Source organism: Corallincola platygyrae (assembly GCF_039544265.1).
In the GTDB taxonomy this organism is placed as follows: Bacteria; Pseudomonadota; Gammaproteobacteria; order Enterobacterales; family Neiellaceae; genus Corallincola; species Corallincola platygyrae.
This window is the reverse complement of record NZ_BAABLI010000030.1, coordinates 1-21,644: the sequence shown is the minus strand read 5'-3', so window position 1 is coordinate 21,644 and position 21,644 is coordinate 1. Positions and strand designations below refer to the sequence as shown.

Genomic DNA, 21,644 nt, shown 5'->3' with positions numbered 1-21,644 from the left:
TCACAGCGTGTTGAAAATACCGAATTCCAATTGGTTGCAATGCCGCCCTGTGCAAAGCATTGCCCTGAAACCGTAAGAGCAAAGAGAGTAAGAGACTCTCGATATTGAGGTAGCAAGATGCAAGTGTCTGTTGAGACTACTAGTGGTCTGGAGCGTCGCCTGACCATTTCTGTTCCTGCTGAGCAGGTAGATAAAGAAGTGGAGAATCGTCTCCGTCGCCTGTCAAAGACTCAGCGTATTGACGGCTTCCGTCCAGGTAAAGTTCCTGTATCAGTGATCCGTAAGCGCTATGGCGACGCGGTTCGTTACGAAGTAGCCGGTGAACTTGCTCAGCGTAACTATTTCGAAGCCATCATGGCCGAAAAGATCGCTCCAGCAGGTCGTCCTGACCTGGATATCGTTAAGAACGAAGCGGGTGCTGACCTGGAGTTCACTGCAACGATTGAAGTTTACCCAGAGTTTGAAGTGACTGGCCTGGACGCTGTTGAAGTTGAAAAACCAAGCGCTGAAGTGACTGACGAAGATCTGGCTAACATGATCGAAACACTGCGTAAGCAACACGCAACTTACGCAGAAGTTGACCGTGGCGCAGAAGAGGGTGACAAAACCTTCATCGATTTCGTTGGCACAGTAGACGGTGAAGAGTTCGACGGCGGTAAAGCTGAAAACTTTGAACTGGTTATCGGCGCAGGCCGCATGATCCCAGGTTTCGAAGATGCTGTTGTAGGTAAGAAAGCGGGCGAAGAAGTGGTTGCTAACGTAACTTTCCCTGAAGATTACCACGCAGAAAACCTGAAAGGTAAAGCTGCTGAGTTCAAGATCACAATCAACAAGATTGAAGGTCAGGAACTGCCAGAAGTAAATGAAGAGTTTGCTGCCAAGTTCGGTGTAGGTGACGGTACTGTTGAGTCATTCAAAGCTGAAGTTACCAAGAATATGGAACGCGAGCTGGAGCAAGCGCTGAAAAACAGCGTGAAAGAGCAAGTGATCAACGGTCTGCTGGAAAGCAACAAGGTTGACCTGCCTAAAGCACTGGTTGAGCAAGAGATTGACCAACTGCGTCAGCAGGCGCTGCAGCGCTTCGGTGGTGCTCAACAGCAGAACATGCCTGAGCTGCCAGCTGAATTGTTCCAAGAGCAAGCTGAGCGTCGTGTAAGCATCGGCTTGGTATTGGGCGAGCTGATCAAAGGCAACGAACTGAAAGCTGATGAAGATCGCGTAATGGACCAGATCAACTCTCTGGCGACTGCTTACGAAGATCCTTCTGAAGTCATCAAGTACTACCAGGGCAACGAAGAGATGATGCAGCAGATGCGTAATCTGGCTCTGGAAGATCAAGCGATTGAGTTCGTTCTGGAAAAGGCAAAAGTTACTGAAGTTGCTAAAAGCTTCGACGAAGTAATGAACCCAGCTCCTAATAACGCCTAAACAGCGTTGACTTAAGCGGCTTTGTGCCGCATATAATGGCTCGACTGATTAAATTCACTCGAGCCATTTTTATATCTAGGAAACACATGTCTAATATCGAAATTCCTTCAGCAATGGATCCGCTAGCCTCACTGGTTCCCATGGTCGTAGAGCAGACCGCCAAGGGTGAGCGCGCTTATGACATCTATTCTCGACTGCTCAAGGAGCGCGTGATCTTTATGGTTGGGCCAGTGGAAGACCACATGGCAAACCTGATCGTTGCGCAAATGTTGTTCCTAGAGTCTGAAAGCCCTGATAAAGATATATTCCTTTATATCAACTCTCCGGGCGGATCTGTCACCGCGGGTATGGCGATCTACGATACGATGAACTTCATCAAGCCTGATGTGAGTACTGTTTGTATTGGCCAGGCTGCGAGTATGGGGGCATTTCTGTTGTCTGGTGGTGCTAAAGGCAAACGTTACTGCTTGCCCAACAGTCGGGTAATGATCCACCAGCCGCTGGGCGGATTCCAGGGCCAGGCATCGGATTTTGAAATTCATGCCAAAGAGATCCTGTCTATTAAAGAGAAGATGAATCGCTTGATGGCAGAGCACACCGGCCAGCCTTTAGAGAAGGTTTCTCAGGACACTGATCGCGATAATTTCATGAGCGCGGCAGAGGCCAAAGAATACGGCTTGGTAGATGATGTTCTGACAAGTAGACTGGATGTGTGATAACGTTTTCCCAAGTTCGGCTTATACTGGCTGTATATGCCCCAAAAAGTGAACTGGGCGAACGACAGAGAAATAGTGAGGATTGTGCATGACTGATCACCGAAAGGGCGGGGATAGCGACAACAAATTGTTGTACTGCTCTTTTTGCGGCAAGAGCCAGCATGAAGTGCGCAAACTGATAGCAGGGCCATCGGTTTTTATTTGTGATGAGTGCGTAGAGCTCTGCAACGATATTATTCGTGAAGAGATTAAAGATCTGCCTAGCAAGCGTGACGGCTCCAGATTGCCGACACCGCATGAGATCCGGGAACACCTGGAAAATTATGTGATTGGGCAGGAACACGCCAAGAAAGTGTTATCGGTTGCGGTATACAACCATTACAAGCGTTTGAGAAATGCTGACGTTAGCGATGATGTTGAGTTAGGCAAGAGTAATATCCTGCTTATTGGTCCCACTGGTAGTGGTAAAACACTGTTGGCTGAGACCCTGGCTCGCTTCCTCGATGTGCCATTTACTATGGCTGATGCCACTACGTTAACCGAAGCCGGTTATGTGGGTGAAGACGTCGAAAATATCATTCAGAAGTTGCTACAGAAGTGCGACTACGATACGGATAAAGCGCAGCGCGGCATTGTTTACATCGATGAGATCGATAAGATTTCACGTAAGTCTGACAACCCGAGCATTACACGTGACGTGAGTGGTGAGGGTGTTCAGCAGGCGCTATTGAAGCTAATTGAAGGTACTGTTGCTTCAGTTCCTCCTCAAGGTGGACGTAAACATCCACAGCAGGAGTTTCTGCAGGTTGATACCTCCAAGATCCTGTTTATCTGTGGTGGTGCATTTGCTGGCTTGGATAAAGTGGTCGAGCAGCGGGTTAACATCGGTACTGGTATCGGTTTTGGTGCCAAAGTACGTTCGGTGGACGCAGATGCGTCTATCAGCGACATGTTCCGCCAGGTAGAGCCTGAGGATCTGGTTAAATACGGTCTTATCCCAGAGTTCATCGGCCGTCTACCTGTGGTAGCGACCTTGGACGAGCTGGACGAAGACGCATTGGTTGAGATCCTGCAAGAGCCGAAGAATGCGTTAACCAAGCAATATGGTGCATTGTTCCGGTTGGAAGAGGTTGACCTTGAATTCCGTGATGATGCGTTGCGAGCGATTGCTCGTCGTGCCATGGAACGTAAAACCGGTGCTCGTGGTTTGCGCTCTATTGTTGAGCAGATCCTTCTAGATACCATGTATGATCTTCCATCAATGGATAACGTTTCCAAAGTTGTGGTTGATGAAACCGTAGTGACCGGTGAGTCAGATCCTATCCTGATTTATCGTGGAAACGAGCCACAAGTCGCTTCTGGCGACTAGAATCGGTCAGATAATGAACATGCAAAGGGGCTTCGGCCCCTTTTTGCGTATTTGTCGATTGAATCAGTAATTTGTGCCCCCATATACTGGTGATATATGTCAGTCCTCCCACGGAGCACCCTACATGGCCGAAGAGCGTTTAGAACGCATTGAGATCCCCGTATTGCCACTGCGCGACGTTGTTGTGTATCCGCACATGGTGATCCCCCTGTTTGTCGGAAGAGAAAAATCTATCCAATGCCTTGAAGCGGCGATGGAAAATGACAAGCAGATTTTCCTGGTCGCACAGAAAGACGCGTCTGTCGAAGAACCGGGTACTGACGATGTTTATGACGTCGGTACAGTGGCGACCATTCTGCAGCTGCTTAAGCTCCCAGATGGCACAGTCAAAGTGCTGGTTGAAGGTAGTCAGCGCGCTCGTATCGAACAGTTCACCGGCTCTGAAGATTACTTCGAAGCACAGGTTCAGTACCTGGCGACGCAAGTTGAGATGGAAGAGCGTGAGCTGGATGTGTTGGTTCGTTCAGCGATCTCTCAGTTTGAAAGTTACATCAAGCTGAATAAAAAGATCCCACCTGAAGTTCTCACATCACTGCAGGGCATTGAAGAACCTACACGCCTGGCCGACACCATGGCGGCGCATATGCCATTGAAGCTCGAAGACAAACAGCGTGTGCTGGAAGTCATCAGCGTCAGTGACCGCATCGAGTTTTTGATGGCGATGATGGAGTCTGAAGTTGATCTGCTGCAGGTTGAAAAACGGATCCGTGGCCGTGTTAAGAAGCAGATGGAAAAAAGCCAGCGCGAGTACTATCTGAACGAGCAGATGAAAGCGATTCAGAAAGAACTGGGTGAGCTGGAAGAGGGACCTGATGAATTCGAGATGCTCAAGCAGCGTATCGAAGAGGCGAAAATGCCTGAAGAGGCCAAAGAGAAGACAGAAGCCGAGCTTCAGAAGCTGCGCATGATGTCGCCAATGTCAGCAGAGGCAACGGTTGTTCGTGGCTATATTGACTGGATGGTAGGTCTGCCTTGGCACAAACGCAGCAAGGTTAAAAAGAACCTCTCTGGCGCTCAAGAGACCTTGGATAAAGACCACTTTGGCCTGGAAAAAGTCAAAGAGCGTATTCTCGAGTATCTCGCCGTACAGAACCGTGTGCGCAAGCTCAAGGGGCCAATCCTTTGCTTAGTTGGACCGCCGGGCGTTGGTAAAACGTCACTGGGACAATCTATTGCGAAGGCGACGGGGCGTAAGTATACGCGTATGGCATTAGGTGGCGTTCGTGATGAAGCTGAGATCCGTGGTCACCGCCGTACTTATATCGGTTCAATGCCGGGTAAGTTGCTGCAGAAAATGAGCAAAGTCGGCGTGAAGAACCCACTGTTCCTGCTCGATGAGATTGACAAAATGGGCAGCGATATGCGCGGTGATCCAGCCTCAGCACTGCTGGAGGTGCTTGATCCTGAGCAGAACAATAGCTTCAACGACCATTATCTGGAAGTGGATTATGACCTTTCCGATGTGATGTTTGTGGCGACCTCAAACTCGATGAACATTCCTGGCCCATTGCTCGACCGTATGGAAGTGATCCGCCTAGCGGGTTACACCGAGGACGAGAAGCTCAACATTGCGCGTAATCACCTGCTGAATAAGCAGATTAGCCGCAACGGTCTGAAAGCGAGCGAAGTAGAGATCGAAGACAGTGCAATTATCGGCATTATTCGTTACTACACTCGTGAAGCTGGCGTGCGTAATCTTGAGCGAGAGATTTCAAAGTTATGCCGGAAGGCCGTTAAGCAACTGCTGCTGGGTGAAAAGAAAGCACCTATTAAGATTTCTCAGGACAACCTGAAAGAGTTCCTGGGTGTCCAGCGTTTTGACTTTGGTAAAGCCGAAGAGAGCAACCGTATCGGCCTTGTGAACGGTTTGGCCTGGACCGAAGTCGGCGGCGATCTGCTAACTGTTGAAGCTATGTCTGTACCGGGCAAAGGTAAGTTGTCTTTCACCGGCTCGCTGGGCGAGGTGATGCAGGAGTCGATTCAAGCGGCGATGACTGTTGTTCGCAGCCGTGCCGACAAGTGGCGAATCAATCAGGACTTTCACGAGAAACGTGATATTCACGTCCACGTTCCTGAAGGTGCAACACCTAAAGATGGTCCGAGTGCCGGTATCGCAATGACCACGGCATTGGTTTCTGCGCTCACGGGTAATCCTGTGCGAGCTGACGTTGCCATGACCGGTGAGATCACGCTTCGTGGTGAAGTACTTCCCATTGGTGGTCTGAAAGAGAAATTACTTGCAGCACACCGGGGCGGTATTAAACGTGTTGTGATCCCTCATGAAAACGAAAGAGACCTCGAAGAGATCCCTGAAAACGTAAAACAGGACATGGAGATCCATGCGGTTCGCTGGATTGAAGATGTACTTGAACTGGCGTTGCAGGAGCCTGCAGAAGGTTTTGCGATTGCCAAGAATTAGATCTTGGTAACGAAAATAATACGGGTTCGGTGATCGAGCCCGCGGATCTCGCTGAATCCCGCATAAAACAAGGCTTCGCGCCTTGCGTGACGATTTCAAGCCTGATATAAAACGTCGCAGCTACGGTGTACATACCTAAACAAACCGTGGCAGATGATTAAAATAAGAAAGGGGATGACACCGTGAATAAGTCTCAACTTATTGATAAAATTGCTGAAGGAGCAGACATTTCTAAGGCGTCTGCTGGCCGTGCGCTGGATAGCTTTGTTGACGCTATTTCTGCTGCACTGAAAGAAGGCGACCAGGTTGCTCTGGTTGGTTTCGGTTCTTTTGTTGTACGTGAGCGTGCTGCTCGCACTGGTCGCAACCCACAAACGGGTGCAACTATCGATATTGCTGCTGCCAAAGTGCCAGCATTCAAAGCCGGTAAGGCTCTGAAAGACGCTGTAAACTAATTTAAGCCGCTAAGGCGGCTTAATCGGTTTTGCGCGTTAAAATCACTGCGGGTGTTCGCCTGCAGTCAAGGAGTGGTAGTTCAGTTGGTTAGAATACCGGCCTGTCACGCCGGGGGTCGCGGGTTCGAGTCCCGTCCACTCCGCCAAATTATCGAAAGGCGCATCTAACATCAGATGCGCCTTTTATTTTGAATTTTTGTTTTAGCGCTAACGAGAGACGAGAAAATGCTTGATACGATCCGTGAAGGAGTTCACGGCACCGCCGCCAAGATTGTTCTGGGCCTGATTATTTTGTCATTCGCCCTGGCCGGTGTAGGTAGTTATATCGGCGGTAGCAACATTCAGCCCGCTGCTGTTGTGAACGGCGAAGAGATTAGCCCTCAGGCATTTGAGGCCGCATACCAAAACGAACGTGCGCGTATGGAGCGTCAGTTCGGCCAACTGTTTGGTCAACTGGCAAGCGACAGTGCCTATATGCAGCGTTTTCGCAGCAGCGTACTTGACCGCTTGGTTGACGAAGTGCTGACAGACCAGACCGCACATGAGCTTGGATTGCGTGTCAGTGATGAAGCAATTAAAGATGCTATCACCAGCATGCCTGAATTCCAGGTGAATGGTCAGTTTTCAAATGATGTGTACCTGAGTGTGGTTCGTCGCCAGAACATGTCTACTTCTCAGTTCCGTGAGTATCTGCGCCGCGAAATGACTCGTCGCCAGTTGCTTCAGGCACTTATCGGTACCGATTTTGTTACCGATGCAGAGTTGAAAACACGCTACGCACTGGATAATGAAACTCGCGATATTCGTTTGCTTACCGTCGACTCAGCCAGTTTCCTGGATAGCGTCGAGGTGACAGAAGAGCTTCTGCAAGAGACCTATGTCCAGCAGGCTGACCGCTTCGTTAATCCAGAGCAGGTAGCTCTGGAATATGTCGAGCTGAATGTCGCTGAGTTGGCAAAGGATAAAGTTGCGTCTGACGACGAAGTGCTGGCTTATTACGAAGAGAATGGCGCACTCTATCAGCTGTCAGAGAGACGTAAGGTCGCACATATTCTGCTGCCAGCAGGCGAAAGTGAAAAAGCTGCACAGCTGTTGTCTGAGCTGACTGCGGGTGCCGATTTTGCCGAACTTGCCAAGACTAACTCTATCGACACCTTCAGTGGTGAAAATGGTGGTGAGCTGGATTGGTTTGAGCGTGGAACTTATGGTGAAGAGTTTGATGATGCAGCCTACGAGCTGGCAAATGTGGGTGATGTTTCCGCACCCGTTGAGACATCAAACGGCATCCACCTGATCAAGCTACTGGCACTAGAGAAAGGCCAAAAACAGCCTTTGGATGATGTCAAAGACGCCATTGCGCAGCAGATTAAAAAGCAGAAAGCCGAAGAAGAGTTCGTTGAATTGCAAAGTGCTATGACCAACATGGCATTTGAGATTCCAGACACTCTGGTCGATGCAGCTGATGCAGCGGGTGTTGAAGTTAAGTCAACAGAGCTTTTCAGTCAGAATGCTGCTCCAGCGCCTTTCAATAACCCTGACCTGTTGACTGCAGCTTTCGGCGATACAGTGTTAATCGAAGGCCTGAACAGTGATCCAGTTGAAGTAGGTGCTGAACAAGTGTTTATTGTTCGCCTGAAGGAGCATAAGCCTTCATCACAACTTACACTGGAAGATGTTAAGTCTCAGCTGGAAACGCAGGTTAAGCAGCGACTGGCTAATGAGAAAGCAGAAGCATTGAGTGCTGAACTGGTGGCTAAACTCGAAGCTGGTGAAGAGCTGACAGAAGTGCTCACTAGCAATGGCCTGGCTTTCGAAGAAAAGCTGGCGATTACACGCTTCGGTAACGAAGTTGCACCGGGTGTACGTGATGTTGCCTTCAGCCTTGCCCCATCTGTTGAACGTGTTAGTGCTGAGCAAGCGCGCATTCCAGGTGGCAAGTATGCAGTGGTCGAGCTGGTTAAGGTTAACCCTGCTGCAGAGCCTCAAGCGTCTCAGCTTGAGGCATTGAATGCACAGCTGGCGCCTCAGGTGATTGAGCAGGCTTACCAGCCCGTTATCGCCATGCTTAGAGAGCGTGCTGAGGTTAAGTACCCGGCAGCAGCGGCTAACCAGAGTGATGACGTTCAATAGTAGGCTTTAGAAAAAAAAGAGAGGCTTTCGCCTCTCTTTTTTTTTGCCCTAAATTTTAGATTTTTACAACCTAACAATCGCTGGTAGTAGCGTTTTTTTAGTATTTACAACGCAAGTAGTTGCCTTGAATAGGCTTCTTTAGGCTGATTTAGGATCTGTTCTACCTGCCCGTACTCGATGGTGCGTCCGCTTTGAAGAACCATCATTTTATCGCACATATGCTCGATGATTTCACGGTCGTGAGTGATCATGATGTAGGAGAGGTTGCGCTCTCGTTGCAGTTTCAGTAGCAGATTGATCAGCTTTGCACGCACTGACACATCGACCGACGAGAGCGATTCGTCTGCAATAATAACCTTAGGTTCCGTGATGAGCGCTCTGGCTAACGCCACACGGTGCTTCAAACCCGTAGAAAGTTGGTCAGGATAAAATTCAGCATGTTCGTCCATCAAGCCTACATCCTGCAGAGTTTGCATTACTCGCTTTTTGCGCTCTGCATCACTCAGTTTGCTGGAGAGTCGCAAAGTACTGTCTAGTTGCTTGCCGATGGAGATGTTGGGGTTTAGTGAAGCGCTGGGATCTTGAAACACCATACGTATGTTTTTGTGGTAATCATCGCTGGTGACAGCGTCAACGCGTTGGCCTTCCATTAGCAGAGTTCCCTCTGTCAGTGTTTCGGCCCCAGCCAAGACTCTGGCCAGCGTAGTTTTACCCGAGCCTGCGGCGCCTATAATCGCCAGTGTTTCGCCTTCACCCAACTCAAAACAGATGCGATCTATCGCCGGGGCGGGCTCGGGAGTCCAAGGCATTGCAAATCTTGGTTTGTAGATTTTGGTTAAATATCTGGCGGCAAGGATCATTGTTTGTCCTTCTTACGCAACGCTTCCAGGTTCAATGGAAAATGGCATCGGTAGCTGCGCCCCTTGAAGCGTTTCAGCGCAGGGACTTCTACACACTCCTTTTGGGCGTAAGGGCAACGTGGGCCCAGTCGACAGCCAATAGGAAGGTGCTGCAACGTTGGTACACCACCCCGTAGCTCAGGCAACGAAGATTTATGTATCAGTTGCCCCGAAAAACTCGGGGTACTGTTAACCATGGCTTCTGTATAAGGGTGTACCGGGTGTGCAATCATTCGCTTGGTTAGACCTGATTCAACCACATGGCCACAATACATCATGGTTATTCGATTACTCAATTGTGCGGCGGTATAGAGGTCATGGCTGAGCAACAGGATGCTCATGTTATGTAGCTGATTGAACTTCCTTAGCAACCTGAACAATTGTCCCTGCGCCCTTGGCTCCATGGTTGCGGTAGGTTCGTCTGCAATAAGTAACCGAGGTCTGTGGGCAATCGCCATTGCGATCACGACCTTTTGGCATAGCCCCTCTGAAACATCATGAGGATACGCCTTTAACAAGCGCTCGTGGTCTTTCACACCTACTTGATGAAGCAGGGAAATTGCTGATTGTCTGAGTCGTTTATGGGCTCGAAAGAAACTGAACGGTCCTTTGCTATCGGGCTTCGGTAGTGTCTCTATTAACTGCTCTTCTATTCGCATAATCGGGTCCAGGCTGTTCTCCGGATCCTGGAAAATCATTGCGATCTCGCTGCCCATTAGCTCCCGACGATCCTGATAGTCCATTGCCTGAAGATCTTCACCGTTGTAGAACATACGGTCGGCAATTACACTCCAATCGTCAGAAAGCAGCCCGCTGATAGCCTTAGCCAACAAACTTTTGCCTGAACCAGACTCGCCTGCCAGCGCATGTATTTCTCCATCAGCCAGTGACAAGCTGACGCGGTCAACAGCTGTTATCTCACCGTTTTCAGTTTTCAGGGTGATTGATAGGTTTTTAATATCCAGCAAGCTCATTGCTTCACCTTGCCTATGGAGTTACGCAGCCCTTCGCCCACAACATTCACTGACAGGACACTTATCAAGATGGCAAACCCAGGGAATGCCACGGTCCATGGTGCTCGGTAAATCAATTCCAACCCGCCTGACAGCATGGTGCCCCATTCCGGGGTGGGTGCCTGCGCTCCCAATTTGAGAAAGCCAAGTGCTGCGATATCCAGAATGGCTGTCGACAGAGACGTTGTGAATTGGACGAGTATGGGTTCGAGCAGGTTTGGTAACAGCGTGAATATAAACAGGCGAGGCCCTTTTTCACCATCCAGCGTGGCGGCGGTGACGTAGGTTTTACTGAGCTCTTCACGTATCGCATTATTCAGCGTACGTACAAATTGAGGTACTTGGGCGAGACCCACAGCGATAAGCACCTGCTCAAGCCCAGGCCCAAGAATGGCAATAACAACAATCGCTAACAGCAGCGATGGAATGGACAGCACCGTATCCAGCACATGATGCAAGATGCTCGATTTTAAGCCGCGAGTCATTCCTGCAAAAACACCAATAATAGTGCCGAGCAAGGCGCACACCGTCATAATCAACAGTGCCATGCCAAATGAGTAGCGAGCACCGTAGATTAAGCGGGTGAGAATATCTCGACCCAGGTCGTCGGTACCGAAAAAGAACTCCACCTGACCATTCTTGTACCAGGATGGTGGCACTAAAAGTTCACCCAGATGCTGGGTATCAGGGGTATAGGGAGCGACAAATGGTGCGAATATCGACAGTGCAAATAGCAACATCAACCAATAAAAGGCCGCCATATAGACAGGGTGTTTTCTGAACTCGACCAGAGCCCTAGCCAGGGGCGAGGGCATTCTGGCGTCGTCGTATATCTCATGACGCAGCATTATATGTTTTCCTCGCGATAGGATCTGACGCAGTGTGCAGCAGGTCATTGATGACCGTAGCTAAAATGATGAAGGTCGATACTGCCAGCAGTCCGCCTTGAATTGCCGGGTAGTCCCGTTGGTACAGGCTGGCGACCAACCACTTGCCAATGCCTGGCCAAGAAAAAATGTTCTCGGTAACCATCGCGCCTGTCATCAAGGTACTGATCTGGAGCCCTAACTGCCTGGACACCGGCAACAGGCTGTTGGGCAAGGCATGCCGCCTTAATACGTTCCAACGACCAATCCCCCTTGCTTGAGCAGCTTTAATAAAGTTTTTCTTAAGCAGGGTAAGCATGGTGGCACGCGTGGTACGAATAACCTGGGTGGTTGGCACTGTCGCCAGAACAAGCGTTGGCATCACCAGGTGAGCCAGTGCGTTTTGGAATGCGGCTTCTTTGTAATCTTGATTGGACAGTAGGATATCAATCAGGATCAGGTTGGTGACCGGCTCAATGTCGTAGAGAAGACTCAACCGGCCTGACATAGGTAACCACCCAAGGGTCAGTGCCAGGATCATGATCATCAATAGTCCCCACCAGAATACCGGAATGGAGATGCCAAGAAGGCTGAGTGTCATTACCGTATGGTCAGTGATGCTCTCTTTCTTCAGAGCTGCCAGTGAGCCAATCGGTAAACCGACAAGCATGGCAACCACCAATGCATAAAACACCAACTCAAGTGTGGCTGGAAATGTCTGTTTGATCTCGACCCAGACACTTTCACCAGATGTCAGTGAGTAGCCCCACTCACCGTTGAATATATTGCCCAGATAGTGGAAGTACTGGAGAATAAAGGGACGGTCTAAATAGAGCTGGTGACTTAACGTCTGATACTGCTCCTCTGACAGGTTTTCAAGACCGGTCAGGAGGTAAACAGGATCGCCTGGAACGATATGAATCAAGCTGAAGGAGAGCAGAGACAGTCCCACAAAAGTGAAGATAAATAGGTTTATCTTTCTTAGCGTATAAATAAGCATGAATTATTCTCGCTCAGCCTCGCTAAAGCGTATGCCGCCATAAGGATTCAGACCCATACCTTTAATATTGCTTCTGTGCGCCTGGAAGCGGAGAGCATGGGCCAGCGGAAACACGGGTAACTGTTTTGAGATTATCTCTTGTACATCTTCGTAGTAGTGCTTTCTTACACTCCGGTCAGAGGAAGAAAGAGCGTCGTTGAGAAGGCGGTCAAACTCAAAGTCACACCACTGGGCACGGTTAGTGCCATGGGACAATGCTTGGCAACTTAGCACGGGCCTGAAAAAATTATCGGGATCTGCCGTATCCGCCATCCAACCCAGCAAGGTTGCGTCATGTTTGCCCGCTTGCAGGTTTCGTCGGAATGTTTGCCAATCGTAGGTTACGATCTGCGTCTTAATCCCCACCTTGGCCAAGTCGTCTTTAATCAGTTGCGCCATTTTCAGTGGACTGGGGTTATACACCCTTTGAATTGGCGGAGCCCAGAGTTCGAACTCAAACCCTTCAGCCAGCCCTGCTTCGGCCAGCAGGGCCTTCGATGTTTCGGGGTCATAGTCAACGAATGGCAGGCTATCATTGAATGCCCATGAGACCGGAGGTAATACTGAGTTGGCCAAGGTTGCCGTGCCAAAATATACCGCCGCCATAATTCGATCCCTGTTAATGGCGTGTGCAATGGCTCGCCGAACTTTGACGTTATCCAAAGGAGGATGCTGGGTATTAAAGGCGAGGTATCCAACATTCAAACCTGTTTGAATGCTCAGACGCACATTTTCATTTTTTCTTAGCAGCGCCATCTCACTTGCCGAGGGCAGGGCGATTACATCACATTCACCGGTTAACAACTTGCCGAGTCGAGCGGACGGTGGTGGCGTGATATCAAACACCAAACGCTCGAGTTTTGCTGGTGGGCCCCAATAGGCTGGGTGGCGACGATATTTGATGTACGAGTCTTTCCGGTAAGAGACAAAATGGAATGGGCCTGTGCCGATAGGTTTTGTATCAATGAGAGGTTTTTGTCTTCTACGCTCGAGCCAGTCTCCATACTCTGCAGACAAAATGACGGCGAAATCTGTCGCCAATGTTGTGAGAAAACTGGCATCAGGTCTCAGCAGATCAAATTGAACGGTAAATGGGTCTACGGCAACGACCGAACGGATCAAATTGCCTAAGCCTACGCCCTGGAAGTAGGGATATTGACCGCCGCCAATACTATGGTATGGATGGTTTTGATCAAGAATACGGGAGAAAGAGAAAACGACATCTTCTGATGTCATTGTTCTGCTGGGGCGAAAGAAGTCTGTGTGGTGAAAATTAACACCTTGCCGGAGGCTGAATTTATAACTCTTTTTATCCCTGCTTATCTGCCACTTGTATGCCAACCCGGGGCGCACATTCCCCTCTGCATCTACATCGACCAGTCGATCATAGATCTGGTGGGTTGTGGCATCCACTGTGGTGCTGGAATTTCCCAACTGTGGATTAAATGTCTCGGGGCTGGCTTCAGAGCAATAAACCAGACCTTGATGCGGCCGAACATTATCGCCGTAATCTTTTAGCATCCAGGCCAGAGTGAGAGTAACTAGAGTTATTGAACCAAGCACTGCGAGACGCAGGCGAACTCTAAAACTTTGTCGACGCCTAATGGGCATACGTCCACTTTCCATGGTGATTATCTAAATTCATCGAGCAAGGCATACTTTTTCAAAATGCCCCGAAGCTGATGATAAGTAAGTCCCAGCTTATCAGCCGCTTTTCTTTGGTTGTACTGACTTTGTTTCATAGCGCTGCGCAATATTTCAACTTCGATATCACGTAGCTTGTCTTTTAGCTGGATGGGGAATTCTATTACCGCTGAATTATGTGAAGCTTGCTGTGGTTCAAGTTTTTCAGAGTTCGTTGGCTGAGGCGGCGCAGTTTGCTCAGAACCACTGGTTTTAATTCTATCGTTAGTGCGCACTATCGATTTGGGTCGATACGGTGATTCAAATGGGTCCAAAATGATTTGATGCAGTGGTAAATGGGCGTTGTTGTGTCGATATACACTTCGCTCTACAGCATTTTTGAGTTCTCGCACGTTGCCGGGCCAGTGATGTTCCATCAGGGTTTCCTGGGCAGCCCGGGTAAAGCCACTGAATAGCTCCATCTCCAACTGCCTTGCCATATTAATGGCGAAGTGCTCGGCAAGGGTCATGATATCTTCAGGGCGTTCTCTCAGCGGAGGAAGCGTGATCACGTCGAACGCGAGCCTGTCCAAAAGGTCCGCACGAAACTCTCCTCGCTCTGCAAGTTCAGGAAGGTCCTCATTTGTTGCTGCGATCAACCGGGTGTCTATCTTTACTGACTTGGTGCCGCCAACACGCTCAAACTCGCCATACTCAATAACGCGCAGCAGTTTTTCCTGGACGATACCCGAAGTATTCGCAAGTTCATCCAGAAACAGAGTGCCGCCATCTGCTCGCTCAAAACGCCCCTGATGCCTTTTGCTTGCTCCGGTGAACGCGCCACTCTCATGGCCAAAAAGCTCGCTCTCCAGCAAGTTTTCGTTCAGCGTGGCGCAATTCAGCGTCAGGTAGTTTTTGTCCCACCGCTGTGACAGGTAATGAAGGCGTTCAGCGATTAGCTCTTTACCTGTTCCCCGTTCACCAATGATTAAAACCGGTTTGTTGAGCGCGGCAACTTGCCTAACATGCTCTAATACCTGAAGAAAGCTATTGGACTGGCCAATCAGGTTATCTTTTTTGCTGGCACTGAATGATGACATGTGGTTAATTTCACCAAGAGTTGGTGTGATTTATACTATAGGAGATTTCCCCATTGACAAGGGATATTCCTATCTTTCTGTATTTATTGAATAAAATAATAATTTTTAAGTTGGCTTGCATCTTGCCTTCCTATTGGACAAGAACATTTTAATTGAGCCAAAGAGGTGTGTTATGGGTATTTTTTCCCGCTTTTCAGACATCGTCAATGCAAACATCAATTCCTTGCTTGACCGCGCAGAAGATCCAGAAAAGATGGTTCGCCTGATTATTCAAGAGATGGAAGATACCTTAGTTGAGGTTCGTTCAAACTCTGCACGTGTGATTGCAGAAAAGAAAGACCTGGAGCGTCGCATTGATCGCCTGCGTAGTGATGCAAACGATTGGCAGGCGCGCGCTGAACTGGCTTTGAGTAAAGACCGCGAAGATCTTGCCAAAGGCGCTTTGATCGAGAAGCAGAAAGTGAGTGATGTGATTACAGCTGTTGAAACAGACCTGCAACAGCATGACGAGCAACTTAATCGCTTGAAAGATGAAATCTCGCAACTACAGGAAAAGTTAAAAGATGCGAAAGCTCGTCAGCAAAGCATTCTTTTGCGCCGCGAGACAGTCTCTTCACGACTGGAAGTAAAGAAGCAGCTTGACAGTGGTAAGGTACAGGATGCCATGATGCGCTTTGAGCAGTATGAGCGCAAGATTGACAATCTTGAAGCTGAAGTGGAGTCCTACGATTTGGCAGAGAAGGCACAACGCTCACTCTCTGACCAGTTTGCAGAACTGGAAGCCGAAGAGAAAGTTAATAGTGAGCTGGAAGCGCTCAAGCAAAAACTTAACGCAGATAATAAAAGCGATAAACAGGACGCCTAACTTGGCTGGCGGTAGATAAGGAGAGTAAGCGTGGCTGATTACGAAGCGATAGCAGGCATTGTTGCCGCACCATTCATAGTATTTATGATTTTTGTGGCGCCTATTTGGTTGTTCCTTCATTACCGCAGCAAGCGCCAAGTTAGCCAAGGCTTAACGGAAGAAGAGATGGCGCTGCTAAATGATTTGGCAGCGCGCGCCGAGAAGATGGCTGAACGCTTGGATACGCTTGAGCGGATCTTAGGTACTGAACACAAGCGTCAAGAGGGCTAACATATGAGCGAAACACCACAAAAGAAAACACTTTATCGGTCTACCGATCGCCAGAAGCTGGCAGGTGTTTGCGCGGGGTTAGCAGATTATTTCGGCTTTGAGACCTGGTTGGTTCGCGTGGTAGTAGCGTCGGCGATTATTCTGACCGGTATATTCGGGTTACCACTGCTAGCTTACGTTATCTTATGGCTGGTCTTAGACAAAGCCCCCTCAGGTAAGTCAGCAGGCCAGGTGCATACTGTTAAGTCACATGTTTGGCAGGCAGGAGAGCCACCGCGTCAAGCGTTTAAGGAAGTAGTTACGCGCTTTGAAAAGTTGGAGTTCAGATTGCGTAAACTGGAACAGGAAGTGACATCGAACGAATTCTCACTCAAGCATGAGATCAGCAAGCTATAGATGAAGAAGTCTTCTACAGTCAATCGAATCGTAAGCAATATCAAAGAGAGAGCACATCACGTGCTCTCTCGCTCGTTAGATAGTCATATCACTCTCGCCGTTACGGGGCTTTCAGGGGCTGGTAAATCCGCTTTTATCACCAGCTTGCTACATCAACTGATTCACTACAGAGATGCTTCCCTACCTTTCTTTAAGCCCACCAGTGAGCAACGGCTGCTGGGGGTCAGGAGAGTGCCACAGCAACGACTGGACTGGATCCGCTACCCTTACGAAACTGCGGTGGCCGGACTATCCGAGCAAGTTCCTCAGTGGCCAGCACCAACAAGAGGTGTGAGTACGGTTAGCCTGGAGCTTTTGTATCGACCAGCGAAACAGCCGCTTGCCAGCCTGACGGACAGAGCAAAGCTAAGAGTCGATATAATCGATTATCCCGGTGAGTGGCTGCTGGATCTGCCGTTACTGGCGCTTGATTACAATGAGTGGTGCCAGCTCAATAGCCATCTGATGACCGGCTACGCTGAATTGCCCGAGTTCGTTTTGTGGCGAGAAACTATCGCATCGATCGACTTGAATGCACCAGTAGACGAACTACTTCTGGCTGATTTGGCTAAGCAGTACGCCGATTTACTCCATACCCTTCGAGGCGCCGGCGCTTATCTGCTGCAACCAGGCCGCTTTTTGCTACCTGGTGAATACGAAGGCACTCCGCTTCTTCAATTCTTTCCATACATACTGTTGGATTCTTTGCAGGACAAGTATAAGAAAAACAGTTGGGGCTATTGCCTGACAAAACGATTTGAAGCCTACAAATCCCAGGTAGTTGAGAAATTCTACAAAGAGTATTTTTCCAAATTTGATAGACAGATCGTCTTGGTCGACCCACTGACTGCGATGGCGGCAGGCCATGCACAGTTTCAGGATTTGAAGCAGGCTTTGTTACAGGTATTGGGAAGCTTTAAGTACGGGCAAAGATCGTTATTGCGTCGGCTGTTTAATCCGCGCATCGACAAAGTAGTACTGGCTGCATCGAAGGCGGATCATGTCCTGCCTGCGCAGCAGGATCAGCTTTCACAATTGGTTAGACAGATGGTGATTACTGAAGATAGCCCTTGGGGCTTTGCCGATGTGCAGGTTGAAACCTGTGCGTTTGCAGCGATAAAAGCGAGTACTGTTGGCAACCATGAATATCAGGGAGTTGCCCGAACCATGCTTAAGGCAACGTCTCTCGATGAGCGTAAACCGTTTCTTTTTTATCCAGGGGAGTTACCAACTTCTCTGCCTTCTTCACAGATCTTTGAACAGCACCAATTCTCCTTTGTACCTTTTGCACCGCCCATGGTAGGTAAAGAGGGAAATATTATTCCGCACATTGCAATGGATCGTGTGCTGCAATTTCTGCTCGGGGACAAATTACAATGAGCAAAGCAAAGAAGAGTGATTATCAGCAACAGCAGCTTTTTGAAGTGGAAGCAGACGCTGAACCATCCAAACTGGAACAGGCGATCATTCTAGAAGAAACCGATAACTGGCAGTCTATCGAGTCAGAGCTTGAGATAGATGATAGTGAGACTTCCTCCCCGACGCTTTCCAAGAAAAGTCATCCAATGTTATGGACAGCGTTGTTCCTGACTTCGGTTATTGCGCTTATAGAGGCGGTTGAATTCTTTAATGCCCAATGGCATCAGGCTCCAGCTTTAGCAGTGCTTTACGGCAGTTTATTTGCCTTGGTAGGTGGTTGGGCTGCGATCTCGATTTTTACCGCGTGGCGCCGCAGCGCGCAGCTGACTCGTATAGGTAAAAGGCGTGAAGTCGCTGAGCGGATACTCGATGGCGAGAGTTCTGATGACGTAGTCCAGTTTTGTGTTCGCCTTCTGCCAAGTAAAACAGACGAAGAGCTGTCTCAGGCCATTTCGGAGTGGAAAGAATCAATCGAGGACCATCATTCTGATAAAGAGGTCATTACTTTGTTTGAGCAACAGGTAATGCAGAAACTGGATGACAAAGCTAAGCGAGTGATCGCGAGTTGGTCTTCAGAGGCGGCGGTGCTGATTGCGCTTAGCCCGCTTGCTGCAATTGATATGCTGCTTATCGCCTGGCGAAACATGCGCATGGTCGATGAAGTTGCCGCTGTATATGGAATTGAGTTGGGAGTCTTCAGTCGCTGGCTGCTTATCAAGACAGTGATGCTTAATGTTATCTATGCTGGCGTAAGTGAAACACTAAGTGATGTTGGCTTGCAGGCTATCGGTGCTGATATGACTGGTAAGCTCTCGGGTAGAGTTGCTCAAGGTATGGGAGCAGGCTTGTTAACTGCACGTTTAGGCATAAAGTCAGTACAGGTGTGTCGAGCCTTGCCATACGTTGAAGCGAAACCTTTGAAAGTTAGAAATGTGGCTGGAGAAATCTTTGCGACACTGAAAAAAAGAGCTATCGGTTAAGCTGTTAGGCGGTATTCCTGTACGAGAATGCCGCCTGTAGCTCAATCTTTACTATCTCTTATGTGTGCAACGCACTGTATTTAAAGGGTTAATGCTTCTTGCTTCTCTGCTTTACGTTCTGTTCTAGCTTCTTTCCTTTCTCTGTATTATTATTTTTACACCCTGAATAATGACAATAAGATAATAACCGCGGGTGGGGAGATATGCGTTTAGAAGTCGTTTGCGAAGATCGCCTGGGCATTGCCCAAGAAGTACTGGTAATACTCGTAAAGCACGGTATTAATCTGAAAAGTATTGAGACTGACCAGAAGCGTAATATTTTTCTGAATTTTCCAGGCTTGGCATTTGAGGACCTCCAGAAGCTGATGCCTGCTCTGCGCCTTATTAATGGCGTAGAAGATGTAAGAACCGTTCCGTATACACCTTCTGAGCGTGGCCACTATGAGCTGGAAACACTGCTTAGAACCCTGCCTGACCCGGTTTTCTCTATTGATCTCAAATGCCGTATTGTTGTCGCAAATGAAGCTGCTGCTATTGCTCTGCGACTAAAAACTGAAAAGATTGTTCACGGTGGCCTGAATCAGTGGGTTCATGGGTTTAGCTTTCAACGCTGGATGGAAGGCGATGAAGTGATCGCCCAGGCGGCAAAAATTACCATGGCTGGTAAGACTTATCTGGCTGACATTCTTCCCATCCGGGTACCAGATCTAGAAGGGCAGTCAATCCTGGCGGGTGCCGTGGTCGTTCTCAAATCAGTCGACCGCCTCGGTGAGCAGGTTACCGCTTTCCAGCGCCAGAGTGATGACGGCTTCTCACGTATCTTTGCTGACAGCGCACATATGAAACGAGTATTGAGTCAGGCTCGCAAAATGGCTCAGCTTGATGCACCTCTTTTAATCCATGGCGAGACAGGAACAGGTAAAGAACTGTTGGCCCGTGCTTGTCATGAGTTTAGCTTCCGCGGCGATCGCCCTTTTATCGCGCTTAATTGTGCCTCTTTACCTGATAATGTTGCAGAGCATGAGCTGTTCGGGTTTTCCGCTAATGCATTTGAGGGTGCGGGCGAGGGTAAGCGAGGCGTATTTGAACAAGCTAATGGTGGTACCGTTTTCTTAGATGAAATCGGAGATATGTCGGAAGGCCTGCAAGTTAAGTTCTTAAGATTTCTCCAGGACGGATCGTTCCGTCGAGTTGGAGCTGAGGAAGAGGTCAAAGTCAGCGTGCGAGTTATCTGTGCGACGCAGAAAGATCTTCCCGCTATGGTGCAACAGGGCGAGTTCCGCGAAGACTTATATTACCGACTTAACGTATTAAACCTGCGTGTGCCGGCGCTGCGTGAGCGTAAAGCTGATATCGTGCCTTTGGCTGAGTTGTTCGTTGCTCGATATAGCAGGCAGTTGGGTAGACCGACGCCAAATCTGACTAAGCAATGCCAGGACTTTGTTCAACAGTACCCATGGCCGGGAAATGTCAGACAACTGGAGAACTCTGTTTACCAAGCGGTGTCCTTATTGGAAGGTCACGAGATAGATGCTGAAGATCTGCAGTTACCTTCATATAGCAGTGGCTTTGGATACTATGACGACAATTTCGAAGGCTCGCTTGAGGAAGCAACCAAACGTTTCGAGAGTAATCTGTTGAGACGTCTGTATCCAGCGTACCCTAGTACGCGCCAACTGGCCCGTAAGCTAGGGGTATCGCACACTGCGATTGCGAATAAACTTCGCGAGTATGGAATTAATAAGAAAAGTATCAATAACACCTAGTTTAGATGCTAATGAATAGAAGGGCCTTTTCAGGCCCTTCTTGTTATTGGAAAGATAGATGATGCAAAAAGCGGTGTTTTTAGATCGAGATGGCGTGATTAACGTCGATCATGGCTATGTTCACGAGATCGCTTCGTTCGAGTTTGTTGAGGGTGTATTAGATGCTGCCCGCAATCTTTATCAGCAGGGTTATTTGTTGGTGGTTGTTACCAACCAGTCTGGTATAGCTCGCGGCTATTACGACGAGTCCCAGTTTCACCAGCTTACTGAATGGATGAAAAGTGAGTTCCAGAAAGCTGGCGCTCCATTAACCGCCGTATATTGCTGCCCGCATCATCCTAAGGGTGAAATTGCCAAATATGCCATTGAATGCCAGTGTCGTAAGCCCGAGCCGGGAATGCTCAAGCGCGCGGCAGATGAACATAATATCTCGCTTGGTAGCTCCTACATGGTAGGAGATAAAGCAGATGATATGCGCGCAGCAATTGCTGCCGGATTAAAAGGCCAGTTTTTAGTGCGTACCGGAAAGAGCGTAACTAAAGAGGGAGCAGAACTGGCATCTGAGGTGGTCGATAGCCTGGCCGATGTTCCCTCTGCTATCTCAAAAGCGCAGTAGATAAGAGTTTTCCGCTTCCATAAAACGTATTTGAGCAAAATCTGTTCACTTGAACTAAAATATGTGATCCGACCCTTGCGTTTGTGAGAAAGCTCCCTATAATGCCGCCTCACTCGCTCAGGGCGAGGCAGCGGAAAGAAATAACAGGTTTTGTTTTTATCTTTCTCCTGAGTTGG

19 protein-coding genes and 1 tRNA gene are annotated in these 21,644 nt (G+C 48.8%); 14 read left to right on the top strand and 6 right to left on the bottom strand.

Annotated elements, in window-relative coordinates; all coding sequences use genetic code 11:
- Positions 1–117 precede the first annotated feature (117 nt).
- The 7 genes from tig to ABEA14_RS16990 all read left to right on the top strand — a co-directional run bounded on the left by tig (position 118) and on the right by ABEA14_RS16990 (position 8,577).
- Positions 118–1,428 carry a trigger factor gene (gene tig, locus ABEA14_RS17020; protein ID WP_345341646.1) on the top strand — a complete coding sequence of 437 codons (1,311 nt, stop codon included), beginning with the start codon at positions 118–120 and terminating at the stop codon, positions 1,426–1,428.
- A 113-nt stretch (positions 1,429–1,541) separates the two neighbouring features.
- On the top strand, positions 1,542–2,144 hold the full coding sequence (gene clpP, locus ABEA14_RS17015; RefSeq protein ID WP_377776254.1) for an ATP-dependent Clp endopeptidase proteolytic subunit ClpP: 603 nt from the start codon (positions 1,542–1,544) through the stop codon (positions 2,142–2,144).
- An 88-nt stretch (positions 2,145–2,232) separates the two neighbouring features.
- Positions 2,233–3,513, top strand: a complete 1,281-nt coding sequence (clpX, locus tag ABEA14_RS17010) for an ATP-dependent protease ATP-binding subunit ClpX (protein ID WP_345341642.1) — start codon at positions 2,233–2,235, stop codon at positions 3,511–3,513.
- Positions 3,514–3,637: 124 nt separating this feature from the next.
- Positions 3,638–5,992 (top strand): endopeptidase La, encoded by a 2,355-nt coding sequence (lon, locus tag ABEA14_RS17005; RefSeq protein ID WP_345341640.1) that lies wholly within the window; start codon positions 3,638–3,640, stop codon positions 5,990–5,992.
- Positions 5,993–6,174: 182 nt separating this feature from the next.
- Entirely contained in the window at positions 6,175–6,447 is a 273-nt protein-coding gene (locus ABEA14_RS17000; protein WP_345341638.1) for an HU family DNA-binding protein, read from the top strand.
- Positions 6,448–6,516: 69 nt separating this feature from the next.
- A tRNA-Asp gene (locus ABEA14_RS16995) sits at positions 6,517–6,593 on the top strand.
- Between the two features lie 79 nt (positions 6,594–6,672).
- Positions 6,673–8,577 (top strand): SurA N-terminal domain-containing protein, encoded by a 1,905-nt coding sequence (locus tag ABEA14_RS16990; protein ID WP_345341636.1) that lies wholly within the window; start codon positions 6,673–6,675, stop codon positions 8,575–8,577.
- 104 nt (positions 8,578–8,681) lie between these two features.
- Here ABEA14_RS16990 and ABEA14_RS16985 read toward each other — a convergent pair whose 3' ends face one another.
- The 6 genes from ABEA14_RS16985 to pspF are packed head-to-tail and all read right to left on the bottom strand — an operon-like array spanning position 8,682 to position 15,117.
- Positions 8,682–9,386 carry an ATP-binding cassette domain-containing protein gene (locus ABEA14_RS16985; protein WP_345341634.1) on the bottom strand — a complete coding sequence of 235 codons (705 nt, stop codon included), beginning with the start codon at positions 9,384–9,386 and terminating at the stop codon, positions 8,682–8,684.
- Between the two features lie 47 nt (positions 9,387–9,433).
- Complete coding sequence (locus tag ABEA14_RS16980) at positions 9,434–10,450, bottom strand: oligopeptide/dipeptide ABC transporter ATP-binding protein (protein WP_345341632.1); 1,017 nt, start codon at positions 10,448–10,450, stop codon at positions 9,434–9,436.
- Positions 10,447–11,337, bottom strand: coding sequence for an ABC transporter permease subunit (locus ABEA14_RS16975; RefSeq protein ID WP_345341631.1), 891 nt, complete (start codon positions 11,335–11,337; stop codon positions 10,447–10,449). Before ABEA14_RS16975 ends, ABEA14_RS16980 begins: the two co-directional genes overlap by 4 nt.
- Positions 11,324–12,355 (bottom strand): ABC transporter permease, encoded by a 1,032-nt coding sequence (locus ABEA14_RS16970; protein ID WP_345341630.1) that lies wholly within the window; start codon positions 12,353–12,355, stop codon positions 11,324–11,326. Before ABEA14_RS16970 ends, ABEA14_RS16975 begins: the two co-directional genes overlap by 14 nt.
- 3 nt (positions 12,356–12,358) lie before the next feature.
- On the bottom strand, positions 12,359–14,005 hold the full coding sequence (gene sapA, locus ABEA14_RS16965) for an ABC transporter substrate-binding protein SapA (protein WP_345341629.1): 1,647 nt from the start codon (positions 14,003–14,005) through the stop codon (positions 12,359–12,361).
- A gap of 20 nt (positions 14,006–14,025) precedes the next feature.
- Entirely contained in the window at positions 14,026–15,117 is a 1,092-nt protein-coding gene (gene pspF / locus ABEA14_RS16960; protein WP_345341628.1) for a phage shock protein operon transcriptional activator, read from the bottom strand.
- 172 nt (positions 15,118–15,289) lie between these two features.
- Here pspF and pspA point away from each other — a divergent pair, with 172 nt between their 5' ends.
- The 7 genes from pspA to gmhB all read left to right on the top strand — a co-directional run bounded on the left by pspA (position 15,290) and on the right by gmhB (position 21,468).
- Complete coding sequence (gene pspA, locus ABEA14_RS16955; protein ID WP_345341627.1) at positions 15,290–15,982, top strand: phage shock protein PspA; 693 nt, start codon at positions 15,290–15,292, stop codon at positions 15,980–15,982.
- Between the two features lie 30 nt (positions 15,983–16,012).
- Positions 16,013–16,252 (top strand): envelope stress response membrane protein PspB, encoded by a 240-nt coding sequence (pspB, locus tag ABEA14_RS16950; protein WP_345341626.1) that lies wholly within the window; start codon positions 16,013–16,015, stop codon positions 16,250–16,252.
- A 3-nt stretch (positions 16,253–16,255) separates the two neighbouring features.
- Positions 16,256–16,648, top strand: a complete 393-nt coding sequence (pspC, locus tag ABEA14_RS16945; protein WP_345341625.1) for an envelope stress response membrane protein PspC — start codon at positions 16,256–16,258, stop codon at positions 16,646–16,648.
- Positions 16,649–18,067, top strand: coding sequence for a YcjX family GTP-binding protein (locus tag ABEA14_RS16940; protein ID WP_345341624.1), 1,419 nt, complete (start codon positions 16,649–16,651; stop codon positions 18,065–18,067).
- Positions 18,064–19,086, top strand: coding sequence for a YcjF family protein (locus ABEA14_RS16935; RefSeq protein WP_345341623.1), 1,023 nt, complete (start codon positions 18,064–18,066; stop codon positions 19,084–19,086). The genes ABEA14_RS16940 and ABEA14_RS16935 overlap by 4 nt, the downstream gene beginning before the upstream one ends.
- 203 nt (positions 19,087–19,289) lie before the next feature.
- On the top strand, positions 19,290–20,852 hold the full coding sequence (gene tyrR, locus ABEA14_RS16930) for a transcriptional regulator TyrR (protein ID WP_345341622.1): 1,563 nt from the start codon (positions 19,290–19,292) through the stop codon (positions 20,850–20,852).
- A gap of 61 nt (positions 20,853–20,913) precedes the next feature.
- Positions 20,914–21,468, top strand: coding sequence for a D-glycero-beta-D-manno-heptose 1,7-bisphosphate 7-phosphatase (gmhB, locus tag ABEA14_RS16925; protein ID WP_345341717.1), 555 nt, complete (start codon positions 20,914–20,916; stop codon positions 21,466–21,468).
- Positions 21,469–21,644: the final 176 nt, after the last annotated feature.

Coding starts and splice junctions, on each gene's coding strand:
- tig (WP_345341646.1), top strand. CDS start 118: ATGCAAGTGTCTGTTGAGACTACTAGTGGTCTGGAGCGTCGCCTGACC.
- clpP (WP_377776254.1), top strand. CDS start 1,542: ATGGATCCGCTAGCCTCACTGGTTCCCATGGTCGTAGAGCAGACCGCC.
- clpX (WP_345341642.1), top strand. CDS start 2,233: ATGACTGATCACCGAAAGGGCGGGGATAGCGACAACAAATTGTTGTAC.
- lon (WP_345341640.1), top strand. CDS start 3,638: ATGGCCGAAGAGCGTTTAGAACGCATTGAGATCCCCGTATTGCCACTG.
- ABEA14_RS16990 (WP_345341636.1), top strand. CDS start 6,673: ATGCTTGATACGATCCGTGAAGGAGTTCACGGCACCGCCGCCAAGATT.
- ABEA14_RS16985 (WP_345341634.1), bottom strand. CDS start 9,386: ATGCCTTGGACTCCCGAGCCCGCCCCGGCGATAGATCGCATCTGTTTT.
- ABEA14_RS16980 (WP_345341632.1), bottom strand. CDS start 10,450: ATGAGCTTGCTGGATATTAAAAACCTATCAATCACCCTGAAAACTGAA.
- ABEA14_RS16975 (WP_345341631.1), bottom strand. CDS start 11,337: ATGCTGCGTCATGAGATATACGACGACGCCAGAATGCCCTCGCCCCTG.
- ABEA14_RS16970 (WP_345341630.1), bottom strand. CDS start 12,355: ATGCTTATTTATACGCTAAGAAAGATAAACCTATTTATCTTCACTTTT.
- sapA (WP_345341629.1), bottom strand. CDS start 14,005: ATGCCCATTAGGCGTCGACAAAGTTTTAGAGTTCGCCTGCGTCTCGCA.
- pspF (WP_345341628.1), bottom strand. CDS start 15,117: ATGTCATCATTCAGTGCCAGCAAAAAAGATAACCTGATTGGCCAGTCC.
- pspA (WP_345341627.1), top strand. CDS start 15,290: ATGGGTATTTTTTCCCGCTTTTCAGACATCGTCAATGCAAACATCAAT.
- pspC (WP_345341625.1), top strand. CDS start 16,256: ATGAGCGAAACACCACAAAAGAAAACACTTTATCGGTCTACCGATCGC.
- ABEA14_RS16940 (WP_345341624.1), top strand. CDS start 16,649: ATGAAGAAGTCTTCTACAGTCAATCGAATCGTAAGCAATATCAAAGAG.
- ABEA14_RS16935 (WP_345341623.1), top strand. CDS start 18,064: ATGAGCAAAGCAAAGAAGAGTGATTATCAGCAACAGCAGCTTTTTGAA.
- tyrR (WP_345341622.1), top strand. CDS start 19,290: ATGCGTTTAGAAGTCGTTTGCGAAGATCGCCTGGGCATTGCCCAAGAA.
- gmhB (WP_345341717.1), top strand. CDS start 20,914: ATGCAAAAAGCGGTGTTTTTAGATCGAGATGGCGTGATTAACGTCGAT.